The following is a 24,121-nucleotide window of genomic DNA, read 5'->3' as shown; positions in this document are numbered from 1 at the left end:
CATCGACGCGCCGCCATCACAAATACTTGAGCCAGAAGATGTCACGGCGGGCTGCCTTTAGCCGGCCAAACCACCGCACGGGCCAGTACAGGGCCACCGCCAACAGCACGGAAATCAGCCAGATGCTGGCCATGCTGTCCACGCCAAAGAACTTGCCCTGGTTCAGCCCCCAGACGCCCTCGCCCGCCAGATACAGCGCCTTCAGCACATACAGATGCAGCAGATAGAAGAACATCGGCGCGGCGCCGAACACGCACAGCACCCCCACCCAGGCAGCGCTTTGCACGCGTTCAATCAGCACCAGCAAACACAGGCCCAAGCCCAGTGTCAGCAGCAAAAACATCAAGGACGGCGGGTACTTGGTGATGTTCACAAAGCTCCTCACGGTATGCAGCGCATCATCCTGCACGGCCCACGGTTGCGCCTGCCCATACCCATTCAGCATGCGCAGCACGACGAAGCCGGCCAGCGCCGCGATGCCTGCCGCCCACAAGCGGCGTTGCCGCACAGCCGCCGGYACGCGCGCCTGAAACCACGGCCCCACCGCATAGCCCAGCGCAATCACGCCAATCCACGGCAGCAAGGGGTACGACGTGCGCAGCCGCAAGGCGTCGCCCACCTGAATCCAGCCGCGGTCATGCAACACCGCCCACGGCACATGCATGAACTCGCCCGCGGCAACGTGCACACCGTCCAGCGCGTTATGCCCCGCCACCAGCAACACGCCGATCACCACCAAGGCGGCACGCGGCAGCCACAGCAAGGCTGCCAGCGCCAGCATGCTCAAACCAATCACCCAAATCACTTGCAGGTAGATAACTGACGGCGGGAACTGGAACGTCCACGCAAAATTCACCACCACAATTTCCAGCAGGATCAGGAACGCCCCGCGCTTGGCCAGGAACGCGGCCGCCGCACCACGGCTGCCGGCTTTAGCGCCGTAGAGCCAGGCGGATACGCCGGTCAAGAAGACGAAGACAGGTGCGCAAAGATGCGCGAGCAAACGGGAAAAGAACAGTGCGGGATCGGTGGCCGAGACGTCCATCGGGTCGCTGACCTGATGGTGCAAAAAGAAAGTCTCGCGAACGTGGTCAAGCAACATGATGACAATGACCAGGCCGCGCAAGGCGTCGATGGAACGCAGGCGTGCCGTAGAAGAAGCAGGAATCAAGGGAGACATGAAGGGAAGCGGATGATGACGGAGTCCCCAGCCGGGGGACGATGCAGCGAAAATTCGAGCAAGAATTGTAATGTAATAACATTACTAATCTAAGTCAGTTGACGACGTTCTGAATGGGCGTAGGCGCAGCGCCTGTGAGGATCAGGTGCTGTTCTTGCAGCAAAGACCCAATCAATCCCCAACTCGCACTTGCATTGATCGGGCGGCCGGCGTCATATTCGATCTTCGCTTAACAGGAGCCTGTCCGATGACCACCTTTGTCGATCGCCCCAACACTGCACTCGTCGTCATCGACCTCCAAACCGGTGTCATCGCGAACGCCCTCCGACGCGAAGAGGTGCTGCACGTCGTCAACACGCTGATTGCGCGTGCGCGAATCGCGGGCGTACCAGTGATCTGGGTTCAGCACACCGGCAGTGATCTCGAAAAAGGAAGCGAAGCCTGGCAACTCGCTCCTGAACTGGCTCCGGCGCCCGGTGAGGATATCGTCGAAAAGCATTTTCGCGACGCGTTTGAAGACACCGATCTTGAACAGGCGCTATCCCGGCTGCGCGTGGGCAAGCTCGTTGTGACGGGCGCGCAAACAGACATGTGCGTACGCTCAACCCTGCACGGTGCATTGGCTCGCGGCTACGACGCGGTGCTGGTTGGGGATGCCCATACGACGGTAGACATGACGGACAACGGCGCCCCGCCGCCGGCTGCGGTAATCAGCCATACGAATATGTACTGGAAAAACCAAAACGCGCCGGGTCGCGTGGGCGGGGTTGTTGAGAGCAAGGATGTGGACTTCGCGTGAGGGCCTTTGAAGTTGAGAGGCGGCGGAACGTGCGCGATACCGGGTGCGTTCGCCGCTTTGGCTCGTTGAACTACGAGAAATCGCCTGATTTGGAAAGCTCATCCGGATAAGTAATCAGGTCGGCTGCGTCGGAAACCCAGCCATCCTTGTCTTTCCGATAGAATCTTAGCCGTTGGCGCATCTCGTCCGTCCATCCACTTCGGGCCGACATTTCGCGTAGCAAGCCCAGGCCGATGCGCCGCATGCCGGCATTACCCTCGGCCCCCAACCGGGCTTCCACATGGGTCAGTTGATCCGCGCCCGCACCCGCCACCGTATCCGCAAGCGAATCAAGGACATCCCCAACGGTGCCCGGATGCAGCAATGTCGAGGAATCGAATTGCTGCGCAATCGCCAGCACGGCCTCGGGACTCAATATCGAGAACGCGAGCCGTAGCGCCAGTCCCGGATGCCAGCGCCTGGCGAGCAACGCGTCAACCAGCATGCCCGCCGACGCGGCCAGTTCCGGCTGGCCACGGTGCAACCGCCCCCGGTACGCGGCGACCACTGCAGCCAATGAACGCGCTTGCGTTATGCCTGCGAAACTGCTCGCGAGTTCTTGCGGCAAGTTTCTTGCATAAATGCCCAGCAGCGCGCTGGCCGCGAGTTCAACGAGCGAGACATCCACGTCATCCAGCTGCGCGGCCAGCGCGTTGTACAGCGCAGGCTCGCCTTCTCCTGGCGGCATCGCTATCAGTCGTAGCAGTGTTTCCTTGCGGATTTGCGCATCGGAATGCCCGAGCAGCAATGCAAGGTGCTTGCTCAACGCGCGCTGGCTGTCCGGGGAAAGGCCAATCGGCGGAATACGGATGGTGGCGCGCGCCAGCGCTGGCTGCTCGTTGCAAGCGGCGGCGTGCAATCGCTGCCAGACTTCAGGGCGATCAAGGAAGTTCCAGTACGCCCGCATCAAGGCAATCGCCACATCCTGATGCAGCTTGGGTTCATCTTCGATTCGGGCCAGGAATGCAAAAGCACCCTCTGTCCTTAGATCGCCAGCGAGCCGGATGATCTCCTTCGCCACGGTGATCTTGCCGCGCGGTACGCGGCCAAGCAGATCCAGCACCTGCGCGGGGCGCAGGTTCATCAAGGATCGACGCAAGGCATAGATGGCGACGCGGGCCCGGCCGTCATCCAATGCTTGCATCAGCTCTGCCACGCCGCGTCCGGCATCGGCACGCCCGAGCGCTTCCAACGTCTTGTCGCGCAGCCCCTGATCAGGCGCGTCCAGGCGCGCAAGATGGACAAGCGGCGCCAGGTCGATGGACGGCATAGCCGCGTATCGCTGGACTGAACCGTAGAGTTCCCACGCATTGCGTTGCGTGCTGGTCAGGACTTTGAGCAGTTCGCCGGCATAGCATTGCTGCTGGGCGGCCGTCCACCGAAAGAACCCGCYGTCATAGCCAGGAAGGAACGCCGCCTTTCCGCTTGGAAACCGCCCCTTGTAGACGCGGGCGGTCAGAAATGGCGTCAGCAGGTCCTGCCTGTGCAGATGCAAATGCCCGGAAACCGCGGCAACCTGAATCCAGCTCGGATCTTGCTGGACCAGACTAGGAACCAATTCGGCCACCCTCTTCCGGAGCCCGAGCCGCACCAACGCCTCCAGGCCCGAACGTGCCACATTGCCGCGCTTGTCCCGGGCCAGGTTGGCGAACATTTCGACGAACAGGTCCACGGCTTTCGCACGGCATCCGAAACCGAAGATAAGCTGCAGCGCAACCTGGGCGCGATCTCGCCGTATCCATGTCTCAAGCAGCCCCATCAGATGTGGGGCGATCTTGAGCAATTCGCCATCGCTCATGCGGGATTCCCAGTGCCCATAGCGAAGATTCCCCATGCTGCCCATGCGCTCGACAAGGCGGGGCAGCGACTCGACAACAAAGGCAGGTTGGGTGGTGATGATGGCCATCAACCATTGCGTGGCCGCCAGCATGGTCTGGTGCGAGCAGTCCCGGGCGCGCAACGCGGCATCGATCAGCGCGGCAAACCCGCTTAGATGCTCGGCTTCCCAACGCGAAGGCGGTAGCGCCGCCAGCGCCGTAAACATCGCAAGCCGCACGGGGTCCTGCTCGTTTTCACGCGCTAGGCAGAAGTCCAGAATGGCGGGCAGGCTTGATGCCTCGTACCGCCCTGCCCCGACTACCGCCGCCACGGCTTGCGCGCGCAATTCGCCATCAGGCTGCGACAGAAATGGCTGGGCCAGGGCCAGCGCTCCCTGAAACGGCAGGCAGGACAGGTAAGGCAGGCGGACCATCGGCTCGGCGGCAAGGAGCCGCAACGAGAACGCATGACGCGCTTCGGCCTGCCGGGCAACGCTGGATAGCCCGCGCACGAACTCAAACGGCAAAGCCCCGCTATCTGTGCGCCAGGCTTCGCCGCCATGGTGGTAGAGCGCGTCCCGCTGGCTGGCATGCAGATGTTGGAAAACCGCCCGCAGGTTGGGGAGCGCGTCGGCCGACAACAGTTTGCAAAGCATCGGCGCGTCCAGGCGCCGCAGGGTTTGCGCAGTGAGCGGCACACGCTGCCTGCCTCCCAGGTCGACAATAATGGCGGCGATTTCCTCCGGGAAGAAGGATGCATAACGCGCCAGAGGCAAATCATTGACCGGGATTCGGGTGCTAGCCACGCGCAACAAACTCAACCCGCCCGCCGGGTCGCTGCGCAGCAAGCGATAGAGCGAGGCTCTGATGGCAACGCGTAATACGTAGGACGGGTTGCCGGACTGCTCCAGCTCTTGCACCAGCCTATCGCGCACGAATCCAGGCAACCGTTGCGCTAACGTTGCCCACTGCGGCGCCTCAAGCGCGGCAATCTGCGCCGCGTCCAGATGGCTGCCGATGAATGCATCTGTCGTCCACTGCAACAGATGCCGGCGCGCCGCGCCTTCTAGTTTCGGATAGACGGCATCGTTCACCTGTCCGCGTCCAGATCGCCAGAGCTGGCAGGCAAGATCCCGGCGGCACGGCTTCGTCATGTCCGGCATCAGTTGCACCAGCGTCTCATCGGGCACGACACGCGCCGCCAGCCGGGCCGCACGCATTGCCAGCATTGGCGATGGATCGGCAAGCATCGTGACGATCAGATCCGCCGCATGGGAGCCGCTGGCCGACATCAGCGCCAACAAGCGCTCGTAGTGGATCTCCGATTGCGCGAGTGAGTTCAGATCTTCGGCAAGATGTGCATCCGTGATGGATTGACGACCGAGTTCCACCATCCGCTGGTAGCGTTGATCATGGCTGAGCGAGGCAACATCTGCGAGGATGCGCCGCACAGACCGGCGCTGTTCTTTGTGTGAGGTCGTCATGGTCATCTGTCAGAAGGGGACGGTAGATTCTATCGTCCGGACGACAACTCCTGGCCGGAAGCGGTTATTCATATACGCCCGTCTCCACCCCAAGGCGGGCTTACCAGGGCGTGGAGACGTGATGCCCGCGCAGGCAAACTCGAATCTATTTCTGTAGCACGCGGCTCCGATGCGCCTTGAAGTGGCAGAGTTGAACGTCCGCGTCGGTTCATCCGGCCAGCTCGGGCCGCGCGATCGCGATGACCCAGTCCACGAACGTCTTGACCGCCGCCGTGGCGCGAGCTTGCGGATAGACAATGGAAATCGGCACAGGGGCGCATCGGGCATCCGCCAGAACTTCCCGCAGGCGCCCGCTGCGCAGGTAGACAGATGCCGCCAGTTCGGATAGCTGGATAAGGCCCAGCCCCTCCAGACCGCAGTGCAGATAGGCCTCGGTTTCGTTGACGGCATAGCGGCTGGACAGAGACACCGCCACGGCTTCGCCATTGACACTGAAGCGCCAGTCCAGCGGACGGCCGGTGGCGTTGGACAGGTAGTTGACCACTCGGTGCGCTTCCAGTGCGGCCACGGATTCCGGCTCTCCGAACCGAGCCAGGTACTTGGGTGACGCGCAGGTTAGCCAAGCCAACTCGCCAAGCTTGCGCGCCACCAGCGTCGAGTCTGCCAGCGTGCCGCTGCGGATGGCGCAGTCGATACCTTCGTAAATCAGATCCGCCGGCCGATCACTCAATCCCAGCACGACTTCGATGTCCGGATAGCGCGCCTCGAATTCGAGCAGCCGCGGCACCACGATCGCCCTTCCGATGGCACCCGGCATGTCCACGCGAACCCGTCCGCGCGGCGCCTGGTTCGTGGCGCACATGTCGTTTTCCGCGTCGGCGATATTGGCCAGAATGGCCTGGCACGCCGCCAGGTAGCGCGCGCCCGCGTCGGTCAGGCTCAGGCTGCGGGTGCTGCGTCGAAGCAGCGGCGTGCCCAGGTGGGCCTCCAGGTTCTTGACCGTCGTCGTCACCGACGAACGCGGCATCCCCAGGGACTGCGCCGCCTTGCTGAAGCTGCGCGCCTGAACGACCCGTACGAAAGTTGCCATCGCTTGAAGTTTGTCCATAAGCCTGCCTGCCGAGAGTGCGTGCGCCAATTTCGGCGGGAGCTCCCAATGTTAACAATGCGGCCGGCGCAACCCGTGTGCTTCCTGCGCGTTGTGTATTCAAGCGCGGCGAACAATGGACGGAGTGCTCGCTCCTACACTGCAAATCACATCAGGGCTGCATTTTTTCCGCATCGCGATCGCGGCGGGCCGCGGCCCATTTTTCAAATACTCATTTCCTAGCGGGATTTCCCATGTTGAACGACAACGCCATTCTGGTCCTGGGCGCAGGCCAACTCGGCATGGCCGTGCTGCGCCATCTGGCTCCCCACGCCAAACGCGCCGCCCACGTTTCCCTCTCGGTCCTGTTGCGCCCGTCGACTGTCACTTCCACCGACACGGCGAAGCAGCAAGACCTGGCTGACCTGAACGCCCTGGGCGTACATATCGTCGCAGGCGACCTGGCGACGCAATCCAGCGACGAACTCGCCAACACCTTCAGCCGTTTCCACACCGTGATCTCGTGCACGGGATTCGTGGGCGGCCCGGGCGTGCAGCGCAAGATTGCGCGCGCCGCGCTGGATGCCGACGTCAAGCGCTTTGTACCGTGGCAATTCGGCGTGGACTACGACGTCATCGGCCGGAACAGCCCGCAGGACCTGTTCGACGAACAACTGGACGTGCGCGATATGCTGCGGGCTCAGCCGAACACCGAATGGGTCATTGTCTCGACAGGCATGTTCACCAGCTTCTTGTTCGAACCGGCCTTCGGCGTGGTCGACCTGGCGGCCAATACCGTGAACGCGCTAGGCAGTTGGGATACGGCCGTCACGCTTACGACCGCCGATGACATCGGCAACCTGACGGCGGAGATTCTGTTCACCGAACCGCGCATCGCCAACCGTGCGGTGTATGTCGCCGGCGATACCGTCACCTATCGAGAGGTGGCCGAAGCCCTGGATCGCGCCCGTGGCGTCAAAGTCCAGCGCCACGAATGGACAGTGCCCGAACTGAAACGCCAACTAGCCGACGATCCGGCAAACGCGTTGCGCAAGTACCGCGCCGTATTCGCCGAGGGGCGCGGCGTGGCCTGGGACAAGGCACAAACGTTCAACGCCCAGCGCGGCATCGCGGTCTGCGGGTTGGACCAATGGTTACGCGACCATCTGCCTGCGCCGGATCAAGGGCGGCGGATCTAGACAGTTAACGCGGCTTGCTGGTTGGCTTTGTTGGTGGAGCTTGCCTTGATGATGTTGGATGTGGTGCGACGGGCCTGCGTGCGTACGGGCGGACAGGGTTCGAGGAGGAGGATTTGCAGCCGTCTGCTGACGACCCAAAGTGGCCTGTCGCATCTCTCCATGTCGATTTCTACGTTGATCAGCGAAGAAATCGCTGGATCACAGCCATTGCAGCGCGGCGCCATGTGGATCTGTCCAGGCCAAGGCATGGCCATCAATGCATAACAGGAACATTCCGGACGGTTGCTGCACGTCTGCACGCTATGGCACAAATAGCCATAAAGGTGGGCGTTATTTCGTGCATTAATGCGGTTCAGGGATTCGTAGAATTGACTGATGGATCAGGCTGGCTCAACAGTCGGACTGCTTTTTCAGTGATTGGAAATATTTAACAGAGGGAGGTTTGTTTTATGGACGTTTCCAAAGGCATACCTTTAACGGTAAAGTCGCGCAGCATTGCGGACCTGAATCTTCCGCTGGTCAAGCCGACTGCTAACTTTGCTCATAATTTAGAGGCTTCGGCTGAAGCGCTGCGCAAAGCGGAAGCAGTAGAACGAGGCATGGCTCGCATTGAAGCCGACAACTCGCCCCAAAATGCAGTTAAGGCTGTTATGAAGGGCGATCAGCGTGTTGCGACAATTTATAAGTCTGGCGTCATAGAGATTACCAATCAATACGCCGAACAACTGAAAGGCCTGGATCTTCCGAGTGATGCCTCTAGCAATTTGGGATCGATTCGTGCCGCAATAATAGCGAAGGCTGTGGGCGGGGAGATTTTGGATTTAAAAGCATCTTCCTCTGCCGCTTCGCAATCTCGGTTTTCAATAACGGCATAGATTAGAACCCGTTGAATTGATTTTTATTGTGTAACCCATCTCACATGGGTTAACACCAACAGGACGGCATCGGCAGCAAGCTCCGGCCTCGACATCCAATGAACTTCGTTGGATTGGAGCCTTCTTGAGACGGCCAGCAAGGGCCACAACTCGAGACTTGAGGTATGCAAGTTGAACAGCTGCTTGTGGCCGTGAGCCGACGGTCATAGCCGTCCGCTTCCGCGCGTAACGGCTACCCGCCTCTCCCCACGGCAGCCAATCATCCGACGCCGGGGCCGCAGAAATTTCAACTTCAGGAGTCCAGGCGCTCAAGCATATTGCCCGACACCATTGCCGAGGGACCAGTTCCCTTTGTCGACCTCCACCAGATCACGAGAACATCCTCTGGTCGAATACCGAAGCGACTGCGGATGTACACCCGCCGCAAGTCTTGCAGTCAAACGACGGCAGGAGGCCAGGCGTCTGGCAAAAAATTACGGCTTATGAGAGTTCAAACGTTGAAGCTCGCCCATTGTTGGCATTGTCTTTAATTCGTTCTGCGATGCGCTGTTGCACAAGTCGCGCCACTTCTTCTTTTTCTGCTGGGCTCATCGCGGCGTACTCTTCCTTCGAGATGCCAAGCGACCGCAGGGTCAGGTCGAAAAAGCGCTCTTCGGGGCTCATGGCCACGAAGTCTTGGAGTTCCTGTTCAGCGTCTGACAACACTGGAGGGGACTTCTTGATCTGGAGTCGGTCAACGCCGCGCTGCGCGTCTTGAAGCGCATCAGCGAAAGAGGCATTGGTCTCGCTGGTTTGGCCCTGCTTCACGAACGAACGGCCCATGGTCATCGTCGGGACTTCAACCTTGTACATAGCTCCACCTACTACTTTGATTGACGAGCTATTCATTGGACGCTATCCGGCCCAGAACCAAAGCTTGGAACTCGGCGTTCTTTTCCGCTCAAATGTTCACGTCAGTCTGAACTATTCCTGCGGCCGATAAGCCTGCTTCAGGCCTGTAGTCGATGCAGCAGGCTAATACAGGTCATTGCGTATAGATTTGTAGTAACCCTCGTCCACCTGCTGCGTCATATCGGCTCCAGCGCCCGTCATCGCGGCAACAATCTGGCCTGGCGTGGGGACTTGGTCTCGTTCTATTCGTGATGATTCCGCCCAAAGCTGCGCTCGATTAATCGCCTTTCCGCAATGGAAGAGCACTTCGTCAATCCTGACGACAATTGCGCATTTTGGTCTCTTGTCTTTTTCCTTCAACGATTCAAGCAATGCTTCGTCGGTGTTGATGGCCGCATGGCCGTTAATGCGCATAAACACCTCTAGCCCTGGGAAAAGAAAAAGCATGCCAATGCGGTCATCCTCAACAAGATTTGTCAGCGACGCTATGCGGTTATTTCCGGGCCAATCAGCAAACGCAATGTGCTTGTCATCGAGCACATGTACGAAGCCGGGAGGTCCCCCGCGCGGCGATGCATCCAGACCGTCGGCATTACCGGTAGCCACACAGAAAAAGGTTGCCACACCAAGGTACTGACGATGGAATGGCATCAAATGCGGCAGCACTCCTTTAGTAATCCTCTCCGAGGGAGGGTCATACATCTGCGCCAGCTGGGCGATATCGGTCAGTTGTTGGGACATCTCTGTGCTCACCTTTAAGAATCTCAGATGAAGCATATGGCCAATAACGGTGGTGGTGATAGACTACTTCTGCCATTGAATAGCTCAAATACGCCAATCCGTGTCATCAATCACTTTTATCGATAAGTTGGACCAGGCACGCTTTGTAGACGGAAGCAATCCGCCATTGATTTCCGTTGTCGGCAGTGAAAGCACATTCCGAGAATCTGGCCCACATCACCACCCAAGCGGGCAGCTGTTCGGTTTGTTGTCTGGTCTGCTGAGCGTGCGTACGCACATGGGCACTTGGGTTGTTCCATGTTCCCGTGGGGTATGGATTCCACCATCGGTGATGCATGAAGGTCGCTCGCATGGCGCATTCAATGGATGGAGCGTCTATGTATCCCCCCAATCCAGTATTGGCCTTCCCAAGGAGCCGCGCGTCATCGAAGTGAGCCCTCTGCTACGAGAGGCGGTACTCCGCGCGGGCGCCTGGGAAACGGGCGTATTAAGACCAAGCCAACTGCGTTTGGCTCAAGTCATACTGGATGAAATTGGAGAATCCACAGCGGACACGTTCTGGCTGCCCATGCCTGCGGATAGCCGATTGCAACGCATCGCCATTGCGCTTACCGAACAGCCCGCTGATGAACGCTCGTTAGAAGAGTGGGCGCGTTGGGGGCACATCACTTCGCGCACGCTGAGCCGTAAGTTCGTGGATGAAACCGGACTTACCTTCACCGCGTGGAGACAGCGGGCACGCTTGCTGCGTGCATTGGAGTTATTGGCTGCCGGAAAAACGGTGACAACAATCGCTCTTGAACTGGGCTACGACAATGTCAGTGCCTTTATTGCGCTATTCAAAAGAACATTTGGTGTCACACCCGGACGCTATCTGGCAGAGAACATCTAGCGTTCATGGCTGCTTTTGGCTGTGCAGCCGAAAACGGACCCCGTTACCGACGGCGGCTTGCGACCCACTAAATCTGCGGGCAGGTCATAAGGTCTCGCAAGCATCGAAGCGGTTAATGACTTCACTTCGGAGGTCCGATACGAAATACTTTAGCGTCCGCCAGCTACCGGTATGGCCGCCATTACAATCACCGAGATTACGAGGAGAACCCGTTTGCCTCTGCCCGCCTCACCCAATGTGCCCCTAAAAAAACGCATTGGATAATTTTGCGGGTCCATCAGCGAAATTTCATTAGGAATTTAACGCTCTCCTTTCCATAATCTCGGAGAGCTAGTGGCTACACATAGGGCGCGCGTCCAAAGTTTGGCTAGATGAGTACGTTGCCTGCGTCCTCCCGAATCCATCATTCGTCTAGGTAGGTCATGTCCGACATTGTGGTCTTCCTCAGGAGCCGCCGGAAGTTCGGCGACCAGATCGTAGCGTATCCAGCGCTTAGCCTGCTGAAGCAGTTTTGGGGCGATAAGCGGGTTCGCGTGGTGTCTCGTTACGCCGTAGGGCATTTCTACAATCACCTTCCATGGGTCGACGAGTTCGTACAGGCTGACACGTTCCCGGCGCAGGTACGCGCGTTACCTCCCGGCGCCCACGCGTCGTTGAGCCTGCACCATTCTAGCGAGCGCTATTCGCTGATCAGCTTGATTCGGAGGCCCGCGCTGCGCATCGGGTTCGATAATGACCGTTTGTGCGATCGAGTGTGGACCCATTCTCATCGCAAAGACATCAACGAGTACATCGGCCTTGCAAACCTTCGTTTACTCGCAACATATCAGGATCATGAACCTGAACGAACGGCGCGTAACGCCTTTCTGGAGATCGCCAGCCCGCATGTAGCGAGGGTGAAGCCGGCGGACGTAATCCTGATGCCGGGAGGCGGATCTGGGGCTTTCAAGCGGTGGAGCCTGGAGCGCTATCTTGTGCTCGCGGATCTTCTTAAAAAGCAGTTCGGCGGGTCCGCCAGCTTTACCTTTGTCCTTGGGCCTGACGAAGGAGCGATGCGCCAGCGTTTAGACCGCCTGGGTCGAAACGACTTCAATGTCGAGTTTTGTCGGCCAGCGGCCGAGCTCGCCGCGCTGATGCACAACGCCCGCTTGGTCGTATCGAACGATTGCGGCCCATCGCACATCGCTCAGGGCTTATGCGTTCCCTATGTGGGCGTCTTCAATGAACCAAATCCAGAGTGGTACTGGGCGCGAAGGTACACGCGTGATGTCGTCCCGGACAACGGAACGGCAGACATCAACTCCATCGAGCCAGCGCGTGTCTTCCATGCGTGCCTGGACGTCCTCGCCGAGCCCAGATTCTCGTGAAGAAAACTCACCCGTTGCGGGGTTGGCAGCGCAGCTTTTCGCGAAGGCGAGCAGTGACCGCTTGAATGCGCGGCCGATAGCGGATGACAGGCGCGGTTCTTGGCCTATAGCGGACAGCGGACGTTTACCTGCGCTGGGAATCCAGTTGCTCTCGTCGCCTTCCGGTGCGGTTGCGATTGAGGAGCCCAACGCGCCCTAGCCTCCACCCGCCCTGCCGTACTCCACAATCGCGATGTCGCGAAAGGCCTTGATCAGCGCCAGCCGCGATGACCCGCGCGGCCAGATCAGTCCGAAGCGGCGCGGCTCGCAGGGCGCTGGCAGCGGCGACACTGCAAGACCCAGCCGCTCGATTGCGCCGTTGGTCGCCAGCGGCAGGATTGCCACGCCAAGGTCGCGGCTGACCATCACCGCAATGGCTTCGATGGCGTTGAGCTCGAAGCGGTCGCGCGGCGTGATGCCCACTCGCTTCAAGTAGTCGTCGACGTGGCGGCCGCCCCAATCGTTGCGCTGATAACGAATGAAGGGCTCGCTGGCCAGCAGGGAATGCGGATCGCGCCCGGCCAGCCGCGGCGACGTCGCCAGCACGTAGGGCTCTTCGCGCAGCAGTTGCCAGCCCAGGCTCTTGGCCAGCGGATACGGGGCTTCCAGCGCGATGGCCGCGTCCAGTTCGCCCGCCTCAACCGCGGGGTAGAAACGCGCCGAATGGCCCGGCGTAAGCGCCACGTTCACCAGCGGATGTCGCGCCACCAGGCATTCCAGGATGGCCGGCACCATGGAGTTGAGCGCGGTGTTGCCCGCGCCCAGCCGCAGCTCGCCCATCACTTCACCGGAACGCGCCAGGTAGCGGATCTGTTCCAGGCTCGCCAAAACCTCTTGCACCGGCGCCAGCAATTCGGCCGCTTTGGCGGTGAGGTGCACGGTGCGGCCGGCGCGCGCCACCAGCGGCGCGCCCAGCTCCTGCTCTAGCGCGCGTATCTGCTGCGCGACCGCGCCATGCGTAAGACCTAGCCGGCGCGCGGCCTCGGCCATGGAGCCGTGGCGCGCCACAGCGACCAGCGTTTGGAGAAAGTCGGTGTTCATAGTGATAGATATTCTATCGTTTGATCGTAACCAAGCTCGCCCCACCGTGCTTGTACCCGGGCCACAATGCGGCCCAGGAGACAACCATGAAAAGCAAGCTGTTCGTTCCGGCATCACGTCCGGAACTGTTCGATAAGGCCATGGCCAGCGCCGCCGACGCGATTTCCTTCGACCTGGAAGACGCCGTCGCGCCGGAACGCAAGGCTGAAGCACGCACCATACTCGCCGACTGGCTCGGCAAGCAGGCAGGCGCCGCGCATGCCAAGAAAATTATCGTCCGCATCAATGCCTCCGACACCCCCTATTACGCCGACGACCTGGCCGTGCTGGGCCGCGTGCCGTTCGACATCCTGAATGTGCCGAAGACCCAGGACGCCGCCTCGGTGCTGGACGCGGTATCGCGCGCCTGTGCCGCCGGGTTCAAGGGCAGCTTCCTTGTCAATATCGAAACGCCGCAGGCGCTGGCCCGAGCGGCCGAGTTGGCGGCTGCGCACGAGCGCGTTTGCGGCCTGCAACTGGGCCTGGCCGACCTGTTCGAGCCGCTTGGCATTGCGCGGTATGCGCCCGAAACGCTGCGCCCGATCTTGCTGGCGGTGCGCCTGGCGGCCGGCGCGTCTGGCAAGTTTGCGTTGGACGCCGCCTATGCCCGCGTGAAAGACATCGAGGGCTTTCGCGCCGAGGCGCGCCTGGCGCGTTCGCTGGGCTTTCTGGGCAAGTCGTGCATCCACCCGAGCCAGATCGCCGTCGCCAACGAGGAATTCGGTTTCTCGCCTGACGAGATTGAACAGGCTCGCCGCGTGGTTGAAGCCAGCCGCGCCCACGCGGGCATGGGCGCGTTCCTGCTCGATGGCCGCATGATCGACGCGCCTTTCGTGCGCCGCGCCGAAGACGTGCTGCTGGCCGCCGGCCACGCTTAAGGCCCTTCCTAATCCGCAAGACAGAGTGACTCGCACGATGCAACACCCACCCGTATCTGCCCTGCCCCTTTCCGGCGTCAAAGTGCTGGACCTAAGCGCCTACATCGCCGGCCCCTATGGCTGCGCGCTGCTGGGCGACATGGGCGCCGAAGTGATCAAGATCGAACCGCCCGAAGGCGACAACCTGCGCAAGTATCCGTCGACGCTGGCCAGCGAAAGCCGCGCCTTCCTTGGCATCAACCGGAACAAGCGCGGGCTGTGCCTGAATCTGAAGGACGAGGCCGGCTACGAAGTGCTCACGCGCCTGGTGCGCGAGGCCGACGTGCTGGTCCACAACTTCCGTCCGGGCGTGCCCGAGCGCCTGCGTATCGACTTCGCCACGCTGGCGGCGATCAATCCGCGCCTGGTGTATTGCGCCATGACGGGCTACGGCGCGGCTGGCCCGATGGCGGGCCACGCCGGCTACGACCAGGTGCTGCAATCCATGACGGGCATGTGCGCCTCACAAGGCAAGGCCGATGGCCCGCCCGAGATCCTTTACGGTTCGGTGGTCGACTACTACGGCGCCGCCCTGATTTCCAACAGCGTGGCTGCCGCGCTGTATCAACGCGAGAAGACCGGCCGCGGCCAGGCCATTGAGGTGTCGCTGCTGGGCAGCGCGCTGGCGATGCAATCGGCGCGTCTGGTGTGGGCCGAGAACGAACCGCGCCGCATCGAACGCGACATGCGTTCGGGCGGCATCACCGGCATTCACCCCACGCGTGAAGGCCATCTGTACATCTCGGCGAACACACCGCACTTCTGGCGTTCGCTGTGCGGTCATTTGGGGCTGGCCGAATTGGCGGAGCACCCTGACTACGATACCGTTAAGAAACGCGCGGCCCACGCTGCGGTGCTGATCCCGCAAGTGCGCGAAGCGCTGGCGCGGCGCAGCGCTGCCGAGTGGGCCGAACTGTTCGGTCAAAGCGTGCCCTGCGCCGTGGTCAACCGCGTCGAAGACATGTTCGACCATCCGCAGGTGCAGGCCATGGGGTTCATGCAGTCCCTGTCCAACCCCGCGGCCGGCAACTATGTCGGGCTGGCCCAGTGGGCGCACTTCGCGCCTGACGGCACGGTGCACGATACCGCTGCTCCCGCCCGCATCGGCGCACCGACGCTAGGCGAACACAGCCGGGAGATCCTGGCCGGCCTGGGCTACGGGGAGCATGACATCGACGCCTTGATGGGCCGAGAGGCGGTGCGCTGAACGCACCGTGGCGATAAGAAAAAACGCCAGCGGCCCAGCCGCCGGCCTGAAGAACAAAGCGCGCCATGTAAAACGCGGCGCGAGGAGACAGGGCGATGAGCCAACAGCGATACCACCAGCGGCCCGCCGGGTCGAACTGGGGTGATTTTGGCGACGACGACCAGCTCGGCACGCTCAACTATCTGGATGCGCAGACGCGTCTTGCCGCAATTGCCGAGGTGCGTGAAGGCATTTCGTTTTCGCTCAGCCTGCCGCTGACGGTGCCGCGCGCGCCCGTGCTCAACCCGCGCCGCAAAGGCCCGGTGATTCGCCCTGCCGACAAGAACGGCGTGCCCGTCTACCGTTATCCGCTGGCCACCGACGTGCCTGGCGCGACTGACGTCATCAGCGACGACAGCGTCACGATCTCGCCGCAATACTCGACGCAGTGGGATGCGCTTGGCCACGTGGGTTCCCTCTACGATGCCCAGGGCAACGGCGATGCGCAGCCCACCGGCTACAACGGCTTCACCGTGAGCGAACCTGCCACCGAAGGCTTCACCGGCACTCGCGACCTGTCGATCGCGCCGATGGCGCGTCACGGCATCCAGGGCCGCGGCGTCATGGTGGACCTGCGCGCGCACTATGGAGACGAACAGCGCAAGATCGGCCTGGCCGATCTGCAACGCGTGATGCAGGCCGACGGCGTAACCGTGCGGCCCGGCGACGTGCTGTGCCTGCACACCGGTCTGGCCGACCTTGCCCTGACCCTGTCCGACGACGAACAGCATCGGCTCAAGACCAGTTGCTGCGTGCTGGATGGCGATGACGCCGAGCTGCTGGCCTGGATCAAGAACAGCCGCATCGCCGCCATCGCGGCCGACAATCACGCGGTCGAATTGCGCAACCACAGCCTGACCGCCGAACGCGGCCCGTTGCTTCCTCTGCACGAACAGTGCCTATTCAAGCTGGGCTTGCCGCTGGGCGAGCTCTGGCACCTGACCCCGCTGGCGCATTGGCTGCGACAGCGGAGCCGGCACGCCTTCTTCCTGACCGCGGCACCGATGTATGTGCCTGGTCTGGTCGGCGCGCCGGTCAACCCCATCGCGACCGTCTGATTGCTGCCGGCCTATCGGGCCGGACACGCAGCGGTCGCGCCATGCACCATTATTCCAATCCGTTTGTACCCCCTGCACGGGAGAAGTGAGAAGACATGAAAAACAAAACAACCCTGATCCGGGCCGCGCTCGTCGCCGGCTTTGGCCTGAGCTTCGCAGGCGCCGCCATCGCGGCCGACTATCCGTCGCAACCCATCACCGTGGTCGTGCCCTACTCGGCCGGCGGCGGCGCGGACAACGCCGCGCGCATCATCGCGCAAGGCATGGGTGAAGTGCTGGGCCAAAGCGTGGTCATCGAAAACAAGGGTGGCGCAAGCGGCTCGATCGGCGCCGCCTTCGTGGCCCGTGCCAAGGCCGACGGCTACACGGTGCTCTACGACGCCTCGGCGTTCTCGATCAACCCGGTGCTGCGCAAGCTGCCCTATGACGCGAAGAAGGATTTCATCCCCGTGTCTCAGGCCGTGAGCGTGCCCAACATCCTGGTGGCCGCGCCCGCCTCGGCCTTCAACACGCTGCCCGACTTCATCAAGGCCGCGCAGGGCAGCCCCAACCGCTACACGTACGCGTCCTACGGTCCGGGCAGCCTGGCGCAGATGGCGGGTGAACTGCTGAAGAAAGACGCGAAGATCGAAGCGGTGCACGTGCCTTACAAGGGCGGCGCCCCGGCCATCGTGGACGTGATGGGCGGTCAGGTCGACGTCTACTTCGCCAACGCGGCGTCCAGCCTGAACTACGTCACCACCGGCAAGCTCAAGGCGCTGGCCGTGTCGTCGGCCAAGCGCATGCCCGAACTGCCCAACGTGCCTACCGTGGCCGAAGCCGGCTTCAAGGACTTCGATGTGGTCGAATGGAACGGCTTTTTCCTGCCGGCCGGCACCCCGCCCGACGTCGTTGCCAAGCTGCAAGACGTGATTCAGAAGACGCTGCAGCGTCCGGAAACGCGCGAGAAGCTGGGCAAGCTCGGCCTCACGCCCGTGGGCAGCAGCTCGGCTGACTTCACCAAGTTTGTCGGCGATGAGCAAACGCGTTGGGATGCGCTGGTCAAGGCCAACAACATCAACGTGAACTGATCGCGGCGCAACGGATGCCCGCAACGCCGGCGCGCAAAACATGCGCGCCGGCGTTTCTCGTTTAAGCTCCCCCCGAATCACTACAGCAGGAGACACCATGAGCCGTAAAGACGATTTCGAAAAGGGCCTGGCCAACCGCCGCGCCGTGTTGGGCGACGCCTGGGTGGAACGCTCGCTGTCGCGCGCCACCAGCTTTACCGCCGAATACCAGAACATGATCACGCGCTACGCCTGGCACGACATCTGGAGCCGCGACGGCCTGGCGCGCAAGTCGCGCCGCATGATGGTGCTGGCCGTCACGTTGTCGCTGGCACGCTGGGAGGAATTCGAGCTGCACGTACGCGCCGCCCTCACAGCCCCCGACGACTCGCGCCTGACGCCCGACGAGCTGAAAGAGGTACTGCTGCAGAACGCAATCTACGCCGGCGTGCCTGCGGCGAATACCGCGTTCAACCTGGCGCAGGCGATTTTGCGGGAAGTGGCTCCAGAGATCGGTTACGACCTGACTTCGGCAGACCCGCGCCAGGCCGACCTGTTCGGTGACGAGCCTGCTTGAACGCCGGCGCAGCGCCCTGCGCAAAACCAAGCCCAACAACGCGCTGCCCGCCACGCCGAACCTTCCCAGCCCCGCGCTGATGGTCGAGGATGAAATCGCTATCCCGGAACGCTTGATCAAGATCATGCTCGATCTGGGCTATGCGGCGGACGCCATCAGTGTCGCGGGCAATGCCTTATCAGGCGGCCAATTCGATCCGATTGCGCCCCGCCGCCTTGCCTCTGTAGAGGGCGGAGTCGGCCTGCCGAAGCGCATCTTCAAGGCCATGCGCGCCCTGAAATGGCGGTGAAATTCCAATGGTGACCGTGCAACGCAGACCCTTATCCGAACCGGCCACTTTGATTGCCTGGCTTTCCACGCTGGCGCGCAGGCGCTCCGCCAGGTAGCTCACACGATCGTCGTCCGTTTCCAAGAAGATCGCCACAAACTCTTCTCCGCCGATACGGCCCGTCAAATCGCCACGACGAACTGCCGAGCGAAGTAAATCCGCAACTTGGCATATGACCTCATCCCCGGCTTGATGGCCATAGGTGTCATTGATGCGCTTGAAATGGTCGACATCCAACAGCAGCAGGCGCGCTGGCTCGGCATTTCTGGAATTGAAATACTGGGTGAGCGCATCCAGAAGGCCTCTGCGATTAAGCAGGTCTGTCATGGGATCACGCGCCGCCATGTTGCGCAGACTATCCGTCAGCCGTCGCAGGACGAGCCAGACTATGGAAGGCGGCACGATGGTCGCCAGGGTTGACATGTAGATGTAGAAGATCATTTGAAAGCGGCTGTCCATGTGCAGCGCATCCAAGCCGTCATCTACAATTTTCAAGAATTTCAACGCGTTGAGAACACAGATTCCGCTAATCAGAAGCGCAAAGAAAATCATCTCTCCGTACAAGTCTTTTGCAAAAGTACGCACGCCGTAGATCACGGTGATGGTCATTGCAAAGAAAACCACCGTCGCCGTCGCCGCAAGCATTGCGTAACGCGCGGTGGGTCCAGCGTTCCATTGCACCAGCCATTGCGCAATCGCATAACCCACGGAAAAGAGAATCAGTGAACGCCACAATCGAACTTGGCGCCCAAAAAAACGCATGGCGCCAAGCCAGTAGGCGATCGGGGCGGCCAGCGTGAGGGTATGGTTGACGACGCTCATCACGCTCCATGCGGGCCGCCCTTCAACCAGTTGCAGGATATAGGCCAAGGCCAGCAGTAGATTGCCCACCGCGAAAAAATCCATCCCCATCCTGTTGCCGGGCAAGCGGCGACTGATAAGCAAGAACATGCCTGAAAAGCACAAGAGGTGTGCGCACAGCATGGCGACGAGAGTGGTTGCAACCATAGGAGGGACGTGGAAAGGGGAAGAGAAATTTCTGCGCCCGTACTGCTCGGCCGTGGGCAGCGACATTAACCGGGGAATGTCGATCCAGGTCAAGGGAAGAATAGGAGTCAGACTGCAATTGAACAGAAATTTCAAACTGGGAAATTGCAGTCTGACTGCCTTGGATATTGCGGAAATTGCAGTCTGACTGCCTTATTGAACGGAAATTGCAGTCAGGGAAATTGCAGTCTGACTGCCTTGGATATTGCAGTCTGACTGCTTTATTGAGGCCGACCTGTTAGGCGACGGGCCTGCTTGATGGTTGCGACAGTTGAAGCGTTATTTGCCAGGTTGGGCGTCAACGGCTAGAAACCCGCCTATCAACCCAACCGTCGCACCGGTGCTCTCTTCCATCAGCCAGTGCCCTGCCCCTGGCACCACTTCTCCGCGCACATTCGTCGCGGCATTGCGCATGACGATTGCCATGTTGTCGCCGAAGGACTTCTCTCCGCCGATGGCGAGCACGGGCATGGCGAGCTTGGTTTTTGAAAACGCGATGTTGTCGGCGACGTCGTTCTTGGCGATGGTATTGAACTGCGCGAAGGCGGCGCGCATTGCGCCCGGCTGGGCATAAAGCTTGGTGTAGTGGCGCCGCGTGGCCTCATCGATCTTTGAAGGCGTGCCCGCAAACTCGTTCCAGAAGCGGTCCAGATAGATGCGTTCGCGGCCGGCGACCAGCCGCTCAAAGTCTGGGCCGCCCGCGTTGAAGTGCCAAAGCGCGGGCCACAGGATGATCTGGTCCCAAGGCGGGATGCCCGGCACGGGTGCGTCCATCACGACGAGTTTGTCGACTTTATCGGGGTAGCTGGCCGCATACGCATAGGCAACCATCGTGCCAATGTCATGGCCGACAACGGCGGTCTTGTCCTGCTTGAACGCCGTCACCACCGTGCGTATGTCGACAGCCTGCGATTTTTTGTCGTAGCCGCTGGCGGGCTTGGACGATTTCCCCATGCCACGCAAGTCCGGCACGATCACCAAGTGCGTTTTCGCGAGCTCTTTCGCCAGGGGCGCCCACATGTCGCCCGTGTCGCCGAACCCGTGGATGAGCACCACGGCGGGGCCGGCGCCACCGGAGCGGACGAAAATCTTCGCGCCGTCCGCCGTGGTGATGGTCTGGCTCTTGAAGCTGCCTGGAAATGCCGGCTGTGCCGCGGCATGGGTGACGCACAGCACACCGGCCAACAGCGCTACCGCCAACGCAAAGCGACTTTTCATCTCGGAACTCCTGTTTATAGGACCAGATACGCCCGAGATTCTGTGAGGCTTTGCTGCGGCGGGCGCGGGTAGATCCGCGGCGACGGGAATGTCGCGTTGGTATCAGGCAACCAACATCAACTTGCAAAGCGGACGTTATCGACGATGCAGTCCGATAGATGCGCTTCCACACTCTCACCAATAAAACGGCTGCCCGCAACGGAGCCGCTTAGCTTCTTGACGCCATCGAACACGCACTGATCGAAGGTGCAGCTGATGAAGTGCACGCCGGACAGCGTGGCCCCCGTGAATATGCACCGTTCAAATCTGACATCGGTTGCGAACGCCTTGGATAGCGTGGCGCCTTCAAACGTGCAATCACTGAATACACCGCCTAATCGCGCGCCGCCCAGCTTGGCGCCTAGAAAACTACAGCGCGCAAAGCGCCGTCTTACGAATACATTCCGCATATCAATGCGATCCAGCCTGCAATCAGTGAGTTCAGACTCATTGATGCTGGCTCCTTCCTGGAATACCAGGTCGGAGAAGTCGACGTTGGACACACGGAGAAATCTGACCGCCTCACGCAAAACGGCCCCTCTGAAATCAACCTTCCCGTCGTCGGTCAAACCAAAATCAGATTCAGGCATGGGTCCGAGATTGGCTTTTCGAGCCGCATCGGCAAGGGTTTTTTCTAGCGCCGCTAATTGACCTGCCGTCCATCTTTTAGAAAACTTGGAAGCCATCAGACTCACCCTCTTCAATCGGGACTCAGGCTTCCCACTGCACGTGCTCAATGCGGTCCCGCCCATTATTCTTGGCCGCATATAGCTGCTGATCGACGGCTTTGATGAAACTTGCGCGGTCAGCCTGCTTGCCTGGCACCCACGTACCCGCTCCGATGCTGACCGTGACGCGCCGGCCATGCGGCGACAGCGCATGCACAATGGACTTCTTCTCGAGCAAGCGCTGGCAGCGTTCCGCGACTTTGCGGGCGACCTCGGCATCGGCGCCGGGCAGCAGCACCACAAACTCTTCGCCGCCGTAGCGCGCCACCAGATCACGCGATCCATCCAAGGCCAAACTGAGCGTCTGCGCAATCTCCACCAAGCATTTGTCACCCTGCGTGTGGCCATACAAATCGTTGTATTGCTTGAAGAAATCGACGTCTAGCAGCAATACGGACAAGGGCTGGCGCTCGGTGCGCGCACGTTCCCATTCCAATTCAAAACTGCTGTCAAAGCGACGCCGGTTGGCAATATTCGTCAGGCCATCCTTGAATGACAGCACCTCCAGTTCTTTCTGCAAGCTCAGCAACTTTTCTTCGGTCTTCTTGCGTTCGGTGATGTCGAACATGAAGCCGATCAGCGAATCGACTTCGCCTTGGTCATTGCGCACCACGTGCACCACATCACGAATCCAGACATAGCCGTTGTCTTTGGTAAGCGCCCGGTAGTCGGCCTCGTGGTCGACGCCGGCCTGGGATTGCGTGACGCAGAAATTCACCACGTACTCGCGATCTTCCGGGTGCATGCGCATGGCCCAGTCTTCCACGCTCACCCAACTGTCGGCGCTCCAGCCCAGCAACGCCTCGATCTGGGGGCCGATGTAGGCGAATTTCATCGTGGCCCAATCGATCTTCCAAGGAATCGCTTTGGTCGATTCCAGCAAAGTCCGGTACACCGCGTTGTCATCTGAAAGCGGGCTTACGTCGCGCATACCCCATCCCTTCTCGGTCCAAGTCAACGAGCGACTGTAGCCTGAGCCGTCTGCCATGGGAAGCTGCCGGGCGGGCTTGGCCGGCAGCCAAAGCGCCGTTCCCCTACTTTCTTGCCGAAATGATGTGCGCCTGAATCTTGCCCGTGACGGGACCCGCGCCAAAGCGTTCTTGGATCGCGGCGGTAGCGATGTCCGTTGCCTCGCCCAGAATTGAGGCGTCGCGCGCTTCGAGTTCGTTGCGCAGCGGCGTGCCTTGGCAATAGGCGACGGCGACCGTTCGTGGCGACTCGCCGCGGCTTTGTGTCGCCACGGTGTCAAACGCGATGGCGCCCGCGAACCCGCCTTGCGCCAGCGCGTTGCCGATCACCGCTTGGTCGTAGTAGCCATGCGGCAGCCTCACCATGAATCGAGGCGGGTCATCCGGGAACAAGCCCGCCATCGCCTGCGTAACGCAATCCGCGAATTCGTTTTCCTCTATGCGATCCCACACGTTGAACAAGAACGTCCCGCCTGGCCGCAGCACCCGGTGCGCTTCGGCAAAGGCTGCCGCCTTGTCCGGGAAGAACATGGCGCCGAACTGGCACACCACCGCGTCGAAGGCGCCATCGGGAAACGGCAGGTTCATTGCATCGGCCTGCCGCCACGTCACGGCGCGGCTTGTGCCAAGGCTGATGGCGTGATCGAGCATTTCCTGACTCAGGTCGGTCGACACGATGGAGACGRCAGCGGGCAACTGCGTCGCCAGATGGCGCGTGACCGCGCCCGTCCCCGCAGCGATCTCCAGGACGGCCATCGGCGCAATAGACGCGACTCGTCGGGTCATATCTTTCGCGTACGGGTCGAAGATCATGGGAACCAGGTACTGCTCATACAACTGAGGAATGGGCCCGGCAAAGGCGCGGCCGCCACTGGAGGTGTTCATGATGACACTCCAAAAACCATCGATGTGGCCGCCCAACGGGGGCTCGGCTTGCCCGGTTGTCGGCCTGGGTGGCGAGATCATGCGGCCGGTCTCGAAGCATGCCTTTGAATAGAGCATGCCAAGTACGCGCAAAGACGCCTGCCAAAAATAATACGCCTGAATGCTTGCGACGCCGAGCCACTTTTGTCGGCCCGCCGAGCGGTGACGGATTCATGCGCGCTGCGCTGAGCGACAGATGTAGCGACGAGCGACAGGTGTCAGACTCTGAGGTTTCCCCACGAATTTCCAGCGAAATTCATTGTGAATCAACGGCCTGCGCGGCGAGGCAGGGTCAAACGGTTCGGCTGACGTTGATTGGGGCTTGCATGGCGCCAGTCTTATACCCTTCATCAGGCGACCAAACCGTTTGAAGGAAGACCAGGCCATGCACGCAGTCGGAGTATTGCAGAAACTGCTCCAGGATTCGATCCCTGGCCTACATTTGAGCCGACTCAAGGCCTTGATGTGCATGGTGCGAAGTGCGATGGCAACGCGACGGTTGACACTCAGCGAACTGGCGCGCGGACTGCCC

21 protein-coding genes are annotated in these 24,121 nt (G+C 60.9%); 10 read left to right on the top strand and 11 right to left on the bottom strand.

The window, feature by feature from the left end; translation table 11 throughout:
- Positions 1 to 16: 16 nt before the first annotated feature.
- Entirely contained in the window at positions 17 to 1,180 is a 1,164-nt protein-coding gene (locus tag AC1DSJ_RS28460) for an acetyltransferase domain-containing protein (RefSeq protein ID WP_441372426.1), read from the bottom strand.
- Between the two features lie 247 nt (positions 1,181 to 1,427).
- On the opposite strand from AC1DSJ_RS28460, the gene AC1DSJ_RS28455 reads away from it, so the two are divergent.
- Complete coding sequence (locus tag AC1DSJ_RS28455) at positions 1,428 to 1,979, top strand: cysteine hydrolase family protein (RefSeq protein WP_441372425.1); 552 nt, start codon at positions 1,428 to 1,430, stop codon at positions 1,977 to 1,979.
- Between the two features lie 70 nt (positions 1,980 to 2,049).
- On the opposite strand, the gene AC1DSJ_RS28450 is transcribed toward AC1DSJ_RS28455, so the two are convergent.
- Positions 2,050 to 5,319, bottom strand: a complete 3,270-nt coding sequence (locus AC1DSJ_RS28450) for a hypothetical protein (RefSeq protein ID WP_476760438.1) — start codon at positions 5,317 to 5,319, stop codon at positions 2,050 to 2,052.
- A 208-nt stretch (positions 5,320 to 5,527) separates the two neighbouring features.
- On the bottom strand, positions 5,528 to 6,427 hold the full coding sequence (locus AC1DSJ_RS28445) for a LysR family transcriptional regulator (protein WP_441372423.1): 900 nt from the start codon (positions 6,425 to 6,427) through the stop codon (positions 5,528 to 5,530).
- Positions 6,428 to 6,660: 233 nt separating this feature from the next.
- On the opposite strand from AC1DSJ_RS28445, the gene AC1DSJ_RS28440 reads away from it, so the two are divergent.
- Positions 6,661 to 7,605: an aromatic alcohol reductase gene (locus AC1DSJ_RS28440; RefSeq protein WP_441372422.1), complete on the top strand. Its 945-nt coding sequence runs from the start codon at positions 6,661 to 6,663 to the stop codon at positions 7,603 to 7,605.
- Positions 7,606 to 8,054: 449 nt separating this feature from the next.
- On the top strand, positions 8,055 to 8,480 hold the full coding sequence (locus AC1DSJ_RS28435; RefSeq protein WP_441372421.1) for a hypothetical protein: 426 nt from the start codon (positions 8,055 to 8,057) through the stop codon (positions 8,478 to 8,480).
- Between the two features lie 480 nt (positions 8,481 to 8,960).
- On the opposite strand, the gene AC1DSJ_RS28430 is transcribed toward AC1DSJ_RS28435, so the two are convergent.
- The gene (locus tag AC1DSJ_RS28430; protein ID WP_054426876.1) at positions 8,961 to 9,332 is read right to left on the bottom strand and encodes a hypothetical protein; all 372 of its coding nucleotides are present in this window, start codon (positions 9,330 to 9,332) and stop codon (positions 8,961 to 8,963) included.
- A gap of 162 nt (positions 9,333 to 9,494) precedes the next feature.
- Positions 9,495 to 10,112, bottom strand: coding sequence for an MSMEG_1061 family FMN-dependent PPOX-type flavoprotein (locus AC1DSJ_RS28425; protein ID WP_441372420.1), 618 nt, complete (start codon positions 10,110 to 10,112; stop codon positions 9,495 to 9,497).
- A gap of 100 nt (positions 10,113 to 10,212) precedes the next feature.
- On the opposite strand from AC1DSJ_RS28425, the gene AC1DSJ_RS28420 reads away from it, so the two are divergent.
- Complete coding sequence (locus tag AC1DSJ_RS28420) at positions 10,213 to 11,004, top strand: AraC family transcriptional regulator (protein WP_441372419.1); 792 nt, start codon at positions 10,213 to 10,215, stop codon at positions 11,002 to 11,004.
- A 422-nt stretch (positions 11,005 to 11,426) separates the two neighbouring features.
- Complete coding sequence (locus AC1DSJ_RS28415) at positions 11,427 to 12,371, top strand: glycosyltransferase family 9 protein (protein ID WP_441372418.1); 945 nt, start codon at positions 11,427 to 11,429, stop codon at positions 12,369 to 12,371.
- Positions 12,372 to 12,566: 195 nt separating this feature from the next.
- On the opposite strand, the gene AC1DSJ_RS28410 is transcribed toward AC1DSJ_RS28415, so the two are convergent.
- On the bottom strand, positions 12,567 to 13,451 hold the full coding sequence (locus AC1DSJ_RS28410; RefSeq protein ID WP_054426878.1) for a LysR family transcriptional regulator: 885 nt from the start codon (positions 13,449 to 13,451) through the stop codon (positions 12,567 to 12,569).
- 86 nt (positions 13,452 to 13,537) lie between these two features.
- Between AC1DSJ_RS28410 and AC1DSJ_RS28405 the strand changes: the two genes are divergently transcribed.
- The 5 genes from AC1DSJ_RS28405 to AC1DSJ_RS28385 all read left to right on the top strand — a co-directional run bounded on the left by AC1DSJ_RS28405 (position 13,538) and on the right by AC1DSJ_RS28385 (position 18,337).
- Positions 13,538 to 14,368, top strand: a complete 831-nt coding sequence (locus tag AC1DSJ_RS28405; protein ID WP_441372417.1) for an HpcH/HpaI aldolase/citrate lyase family protein — start codon at positions 13,538 to 13,540, stop codon at positions 14,366 to 14,368.
- 37 nt (positions 14,369 to 14,405) lie between these two features.
- Positions 14,406 to 15,614 (top strand): CaiB/BaiF CoA transferase family protein, encoded by a 1,209-nt coding sequence (locus AC1DSJ_RS28400; protein ID WP_441372416.1) that lies wholly within the window; start codon positions 14,406 to 14,408, stop codon positions 15,612 to 15,614.
- Between the two features lie 95 nt (positions 15,615 to 15,709).
- Entirely contained in the window at positions 15,710 to 16,711 is a 1,002-nt protein-coding gene (locus AC1DSJ_RS28395) for a cyclase family protein (protein ID WP_342065589.1), read from the top strand.
- Positions 16,712 to 16,806: 95 nt separating this feature from the next.
- Positions 16,807 to 17,781, top strand: coding sequence for a tripartite tricarboxylate transporter substrate binding protein (locus tag AC1DSJ_RS28390; protein ID WP_054426882.1), 975 nt, complete (start codon positions 16,807 to 16,809; stop codon positions 17,779 to 17,781).
- Between the two features lie 97 nt (positions 17,782 to 17,878).
- Positions 17,879 to 18,337: a carboxymuconolactone decarboxylase family protein gene (locus AC1DSJ_RS28385; RefSeq protein ID WP_054426883.1), complete on the top strand. Its 459-nt coding sequence runs from the start codon at positions 17,879 to 17,881 to the stop codon at positions 18,335 to 18,337.
- Between the two features lie 178 nt (positions 18,338 to 18,515).
- On the opposite strand, the gene AC1DSJ_RS28380 is transcribed toward AC1DSJ_RS28385, so the two are convergent.
- The 5 genes from AC1DSJ_RS28380 to AC1DSJ_RS28360 all read right to left on the bottom strand — a co-directional run bounded on the left by AC1DSJ_RS28380 (position 18,516) and on the right by AC1DSJ_RS28360 (position 23,550).
- Positions 18,516 to 19,673, bottom strand: a complete 1,158-nt coding sequence (locus AC1DSJ_RS28380; RefSeq protein WP_181953217.1) for a GGDEF domain-containing protein — start codon at positions 19,671 to 19,673, stop codon at positions 18,516 to 18,518.
- Positions 19,674 to 19,991: 318 nt separating this feature from the next.
- Positions 19,992 to 20,930 carry an alpha/beta fold hydrolase gene (locus tag AC1DSJ_RS28375; protein ID WP_346551851.1) on the bottom strand — a complete coding sequence of 313 codons (939 nt, stop codon included), beginning with the start codon at positions 20,928 to 20,930 and terminating at the stop codon, positions 19,992 to 19,994.
- 116 nt (positions 20,931 to 21,046) lie between these two features.
- Complete coding sequence (locus AC1DSJ_RS28370; RefSeq protein ID WP_441372415.1) at positions 21,047 to 21,655, bottom strand: pentapeptide repeat-containing protein; 609 nt, start codon at positions 21,653 to 21,655, stop codon at positions 21,047 to 21,049.
- A gap of 25 nt (positions 21,656 to 21,680) precedes the next feature.
- Positions 21,681 to 22,628 (bottom strand): sensor domain-containing diguanylate cyclase, encoded by a 948-nt coding sequence (locus AC1DSJ_RS28365; protein WP_054426886.1) that lies wholly within the window; start codon positions 22,626 to 22,628, stop codon positions 21,681 to 21,683.
- A 103-nt stretch (positions 22,629 to 22,731) separates the two neighbouring features.
- Positions 22,732 to 23,550, bottom strand: coding sequence for a class I SAM-dependent methyltransferase (locus AC1DSJ_RS28360; protein WP_476760443.1), 819 nt, complete (start codon positions 23,548 to 23,550; stop codon positions 22,732 to 22,734).
- Positions 23,551 to 24,121: the final 571 nt, after the last annotated feature.

This window comes from Achromobacter sp. 01N37 (assembly GCF_056399725.1).
Note: the sequence above shows the minus strand (reverse complement) of the source record. Positions and strands in the feature narration are given on the sequence as shown.

Coding starts and splice junctions, on each gene's coding strand:
- AC1DSJ_RS28455 (WP_441372425.1), top strand. CDS start 1,428: ATGACCACCTTTGTCGATCGCCCCAACACTGCACTCGTCGTCATCGAC.
- AC1DSJ_RS28405 (WP_441372417.1), top strand. CDS start 13,538: ATGAAAAGCAAGCTGTTCGTTCCGGCATCACGTCCGGAACTGTTCGAT.
- AC1DSJ_RS28385 (WP_054426883.1), top strand. CDS start 17,879: ATGAGCCGTAAAGACGATTTCGAAAAGGGCCTGGCCAACCGCCGCGCC.
- AC1DSJ_RS28370 (WP_441372415.1), bottom strand. CDS start 21,655: ATGGCTTCCAAGTTTTCTAAAAGATGGACGGCAGGTCAATTAGCGGCG.
- AC1DSJ_RS28400 (WP_441372416.1), top strand. CDS start 14,406: ATGCAACACCCACCCGTATCTGCCCTGCCCCTTTCCGGCGTCAAAGTG.
- AC1DSJ_RS28415 (WP_441372418.1), top strand. CDS start 11,427: ATGTCCGACATTGTGGTCTTCCTCAGGAGCCGCCGGAAGTTCGGCGAC.
- AC1DSJ_RS28375 (WP_346551851.1), bottom strand. CDS start 20,930: ATGAAAAGTCGCTTTGCGTTGGCGGTAGCGCTGTTGGCCGGTGTGCTG.
- AC1DSJ_RS28425 (WP_441372420.1), bottom strand. CDS start 10,112: ATGTCCCAACAACTGACCGATATCGCCCAGCTGGCGCAGATGTATGAC.
- AC1DSJ_RS28410 (WP_054426878.1), bottom strand. CDS start 13,451: ATGAACACCGACTTTCTCCAAACGCTGGTCGCTGTGGCGCGCCACGGC.
- AC1DSJ_RS28390 (WP_054426882.1), top strand. CDS start 16,807: ATGAAAAACAAAACAACCCTGATCCGGGCCGCGCTCGTCGCCGGCTTT.
- AC1DSJ_RS28430 (WP_054426876.1), bottom strand. CDS start 9,332: ATGTACAAGGTTGAAGTCCCGACGATGACCATGGGCCGTTCGTTCGTG.
- AC1DSJ_RS28435 (WP_441372421.1), top strand. CDS start 8,055: ATGGACGTTTCCAAAGGCATACCTTTAACGGTAAAGTCGCGCAGCATT.
- AC1DSJ_RS28365 (WP_054426886.1), bottom strand. CDS start 22,628: ATGCGCGACGTAAGCCCGCTTTCAGATGACAACGCGGTGTACCGGACT.
- AC1DSJ_RS28440 (WP_441372422.1), top strand. CDS start 6,661: ATGTTGAACGACAACGCCATTCTGGTCCTGGGCGCAGGCCAACTCGGC.
- AC1DSJ_RS28395 (WP_342065589.1), top strand. CDS start 15,710: ATGAGCCAACAGCGATACCACCAGCGGCCCGCCGGGTCGAACTGGGGT.
- AC1DSJ_RS28445 (WP_441372423.1), bottom strand. CDS start 6,427: ATGGACAAACTTCAAGCGATGGCAACTTTCGTACGGGTCGTTCAGGCG.
- AC1DSJ_RS28380 (WP_181953217.1), bottom strand. CDS start 19,673: ATGGTTGCAACCACTCTCGTCGCCATGCTGTGCGCACACCTCTTGTGC.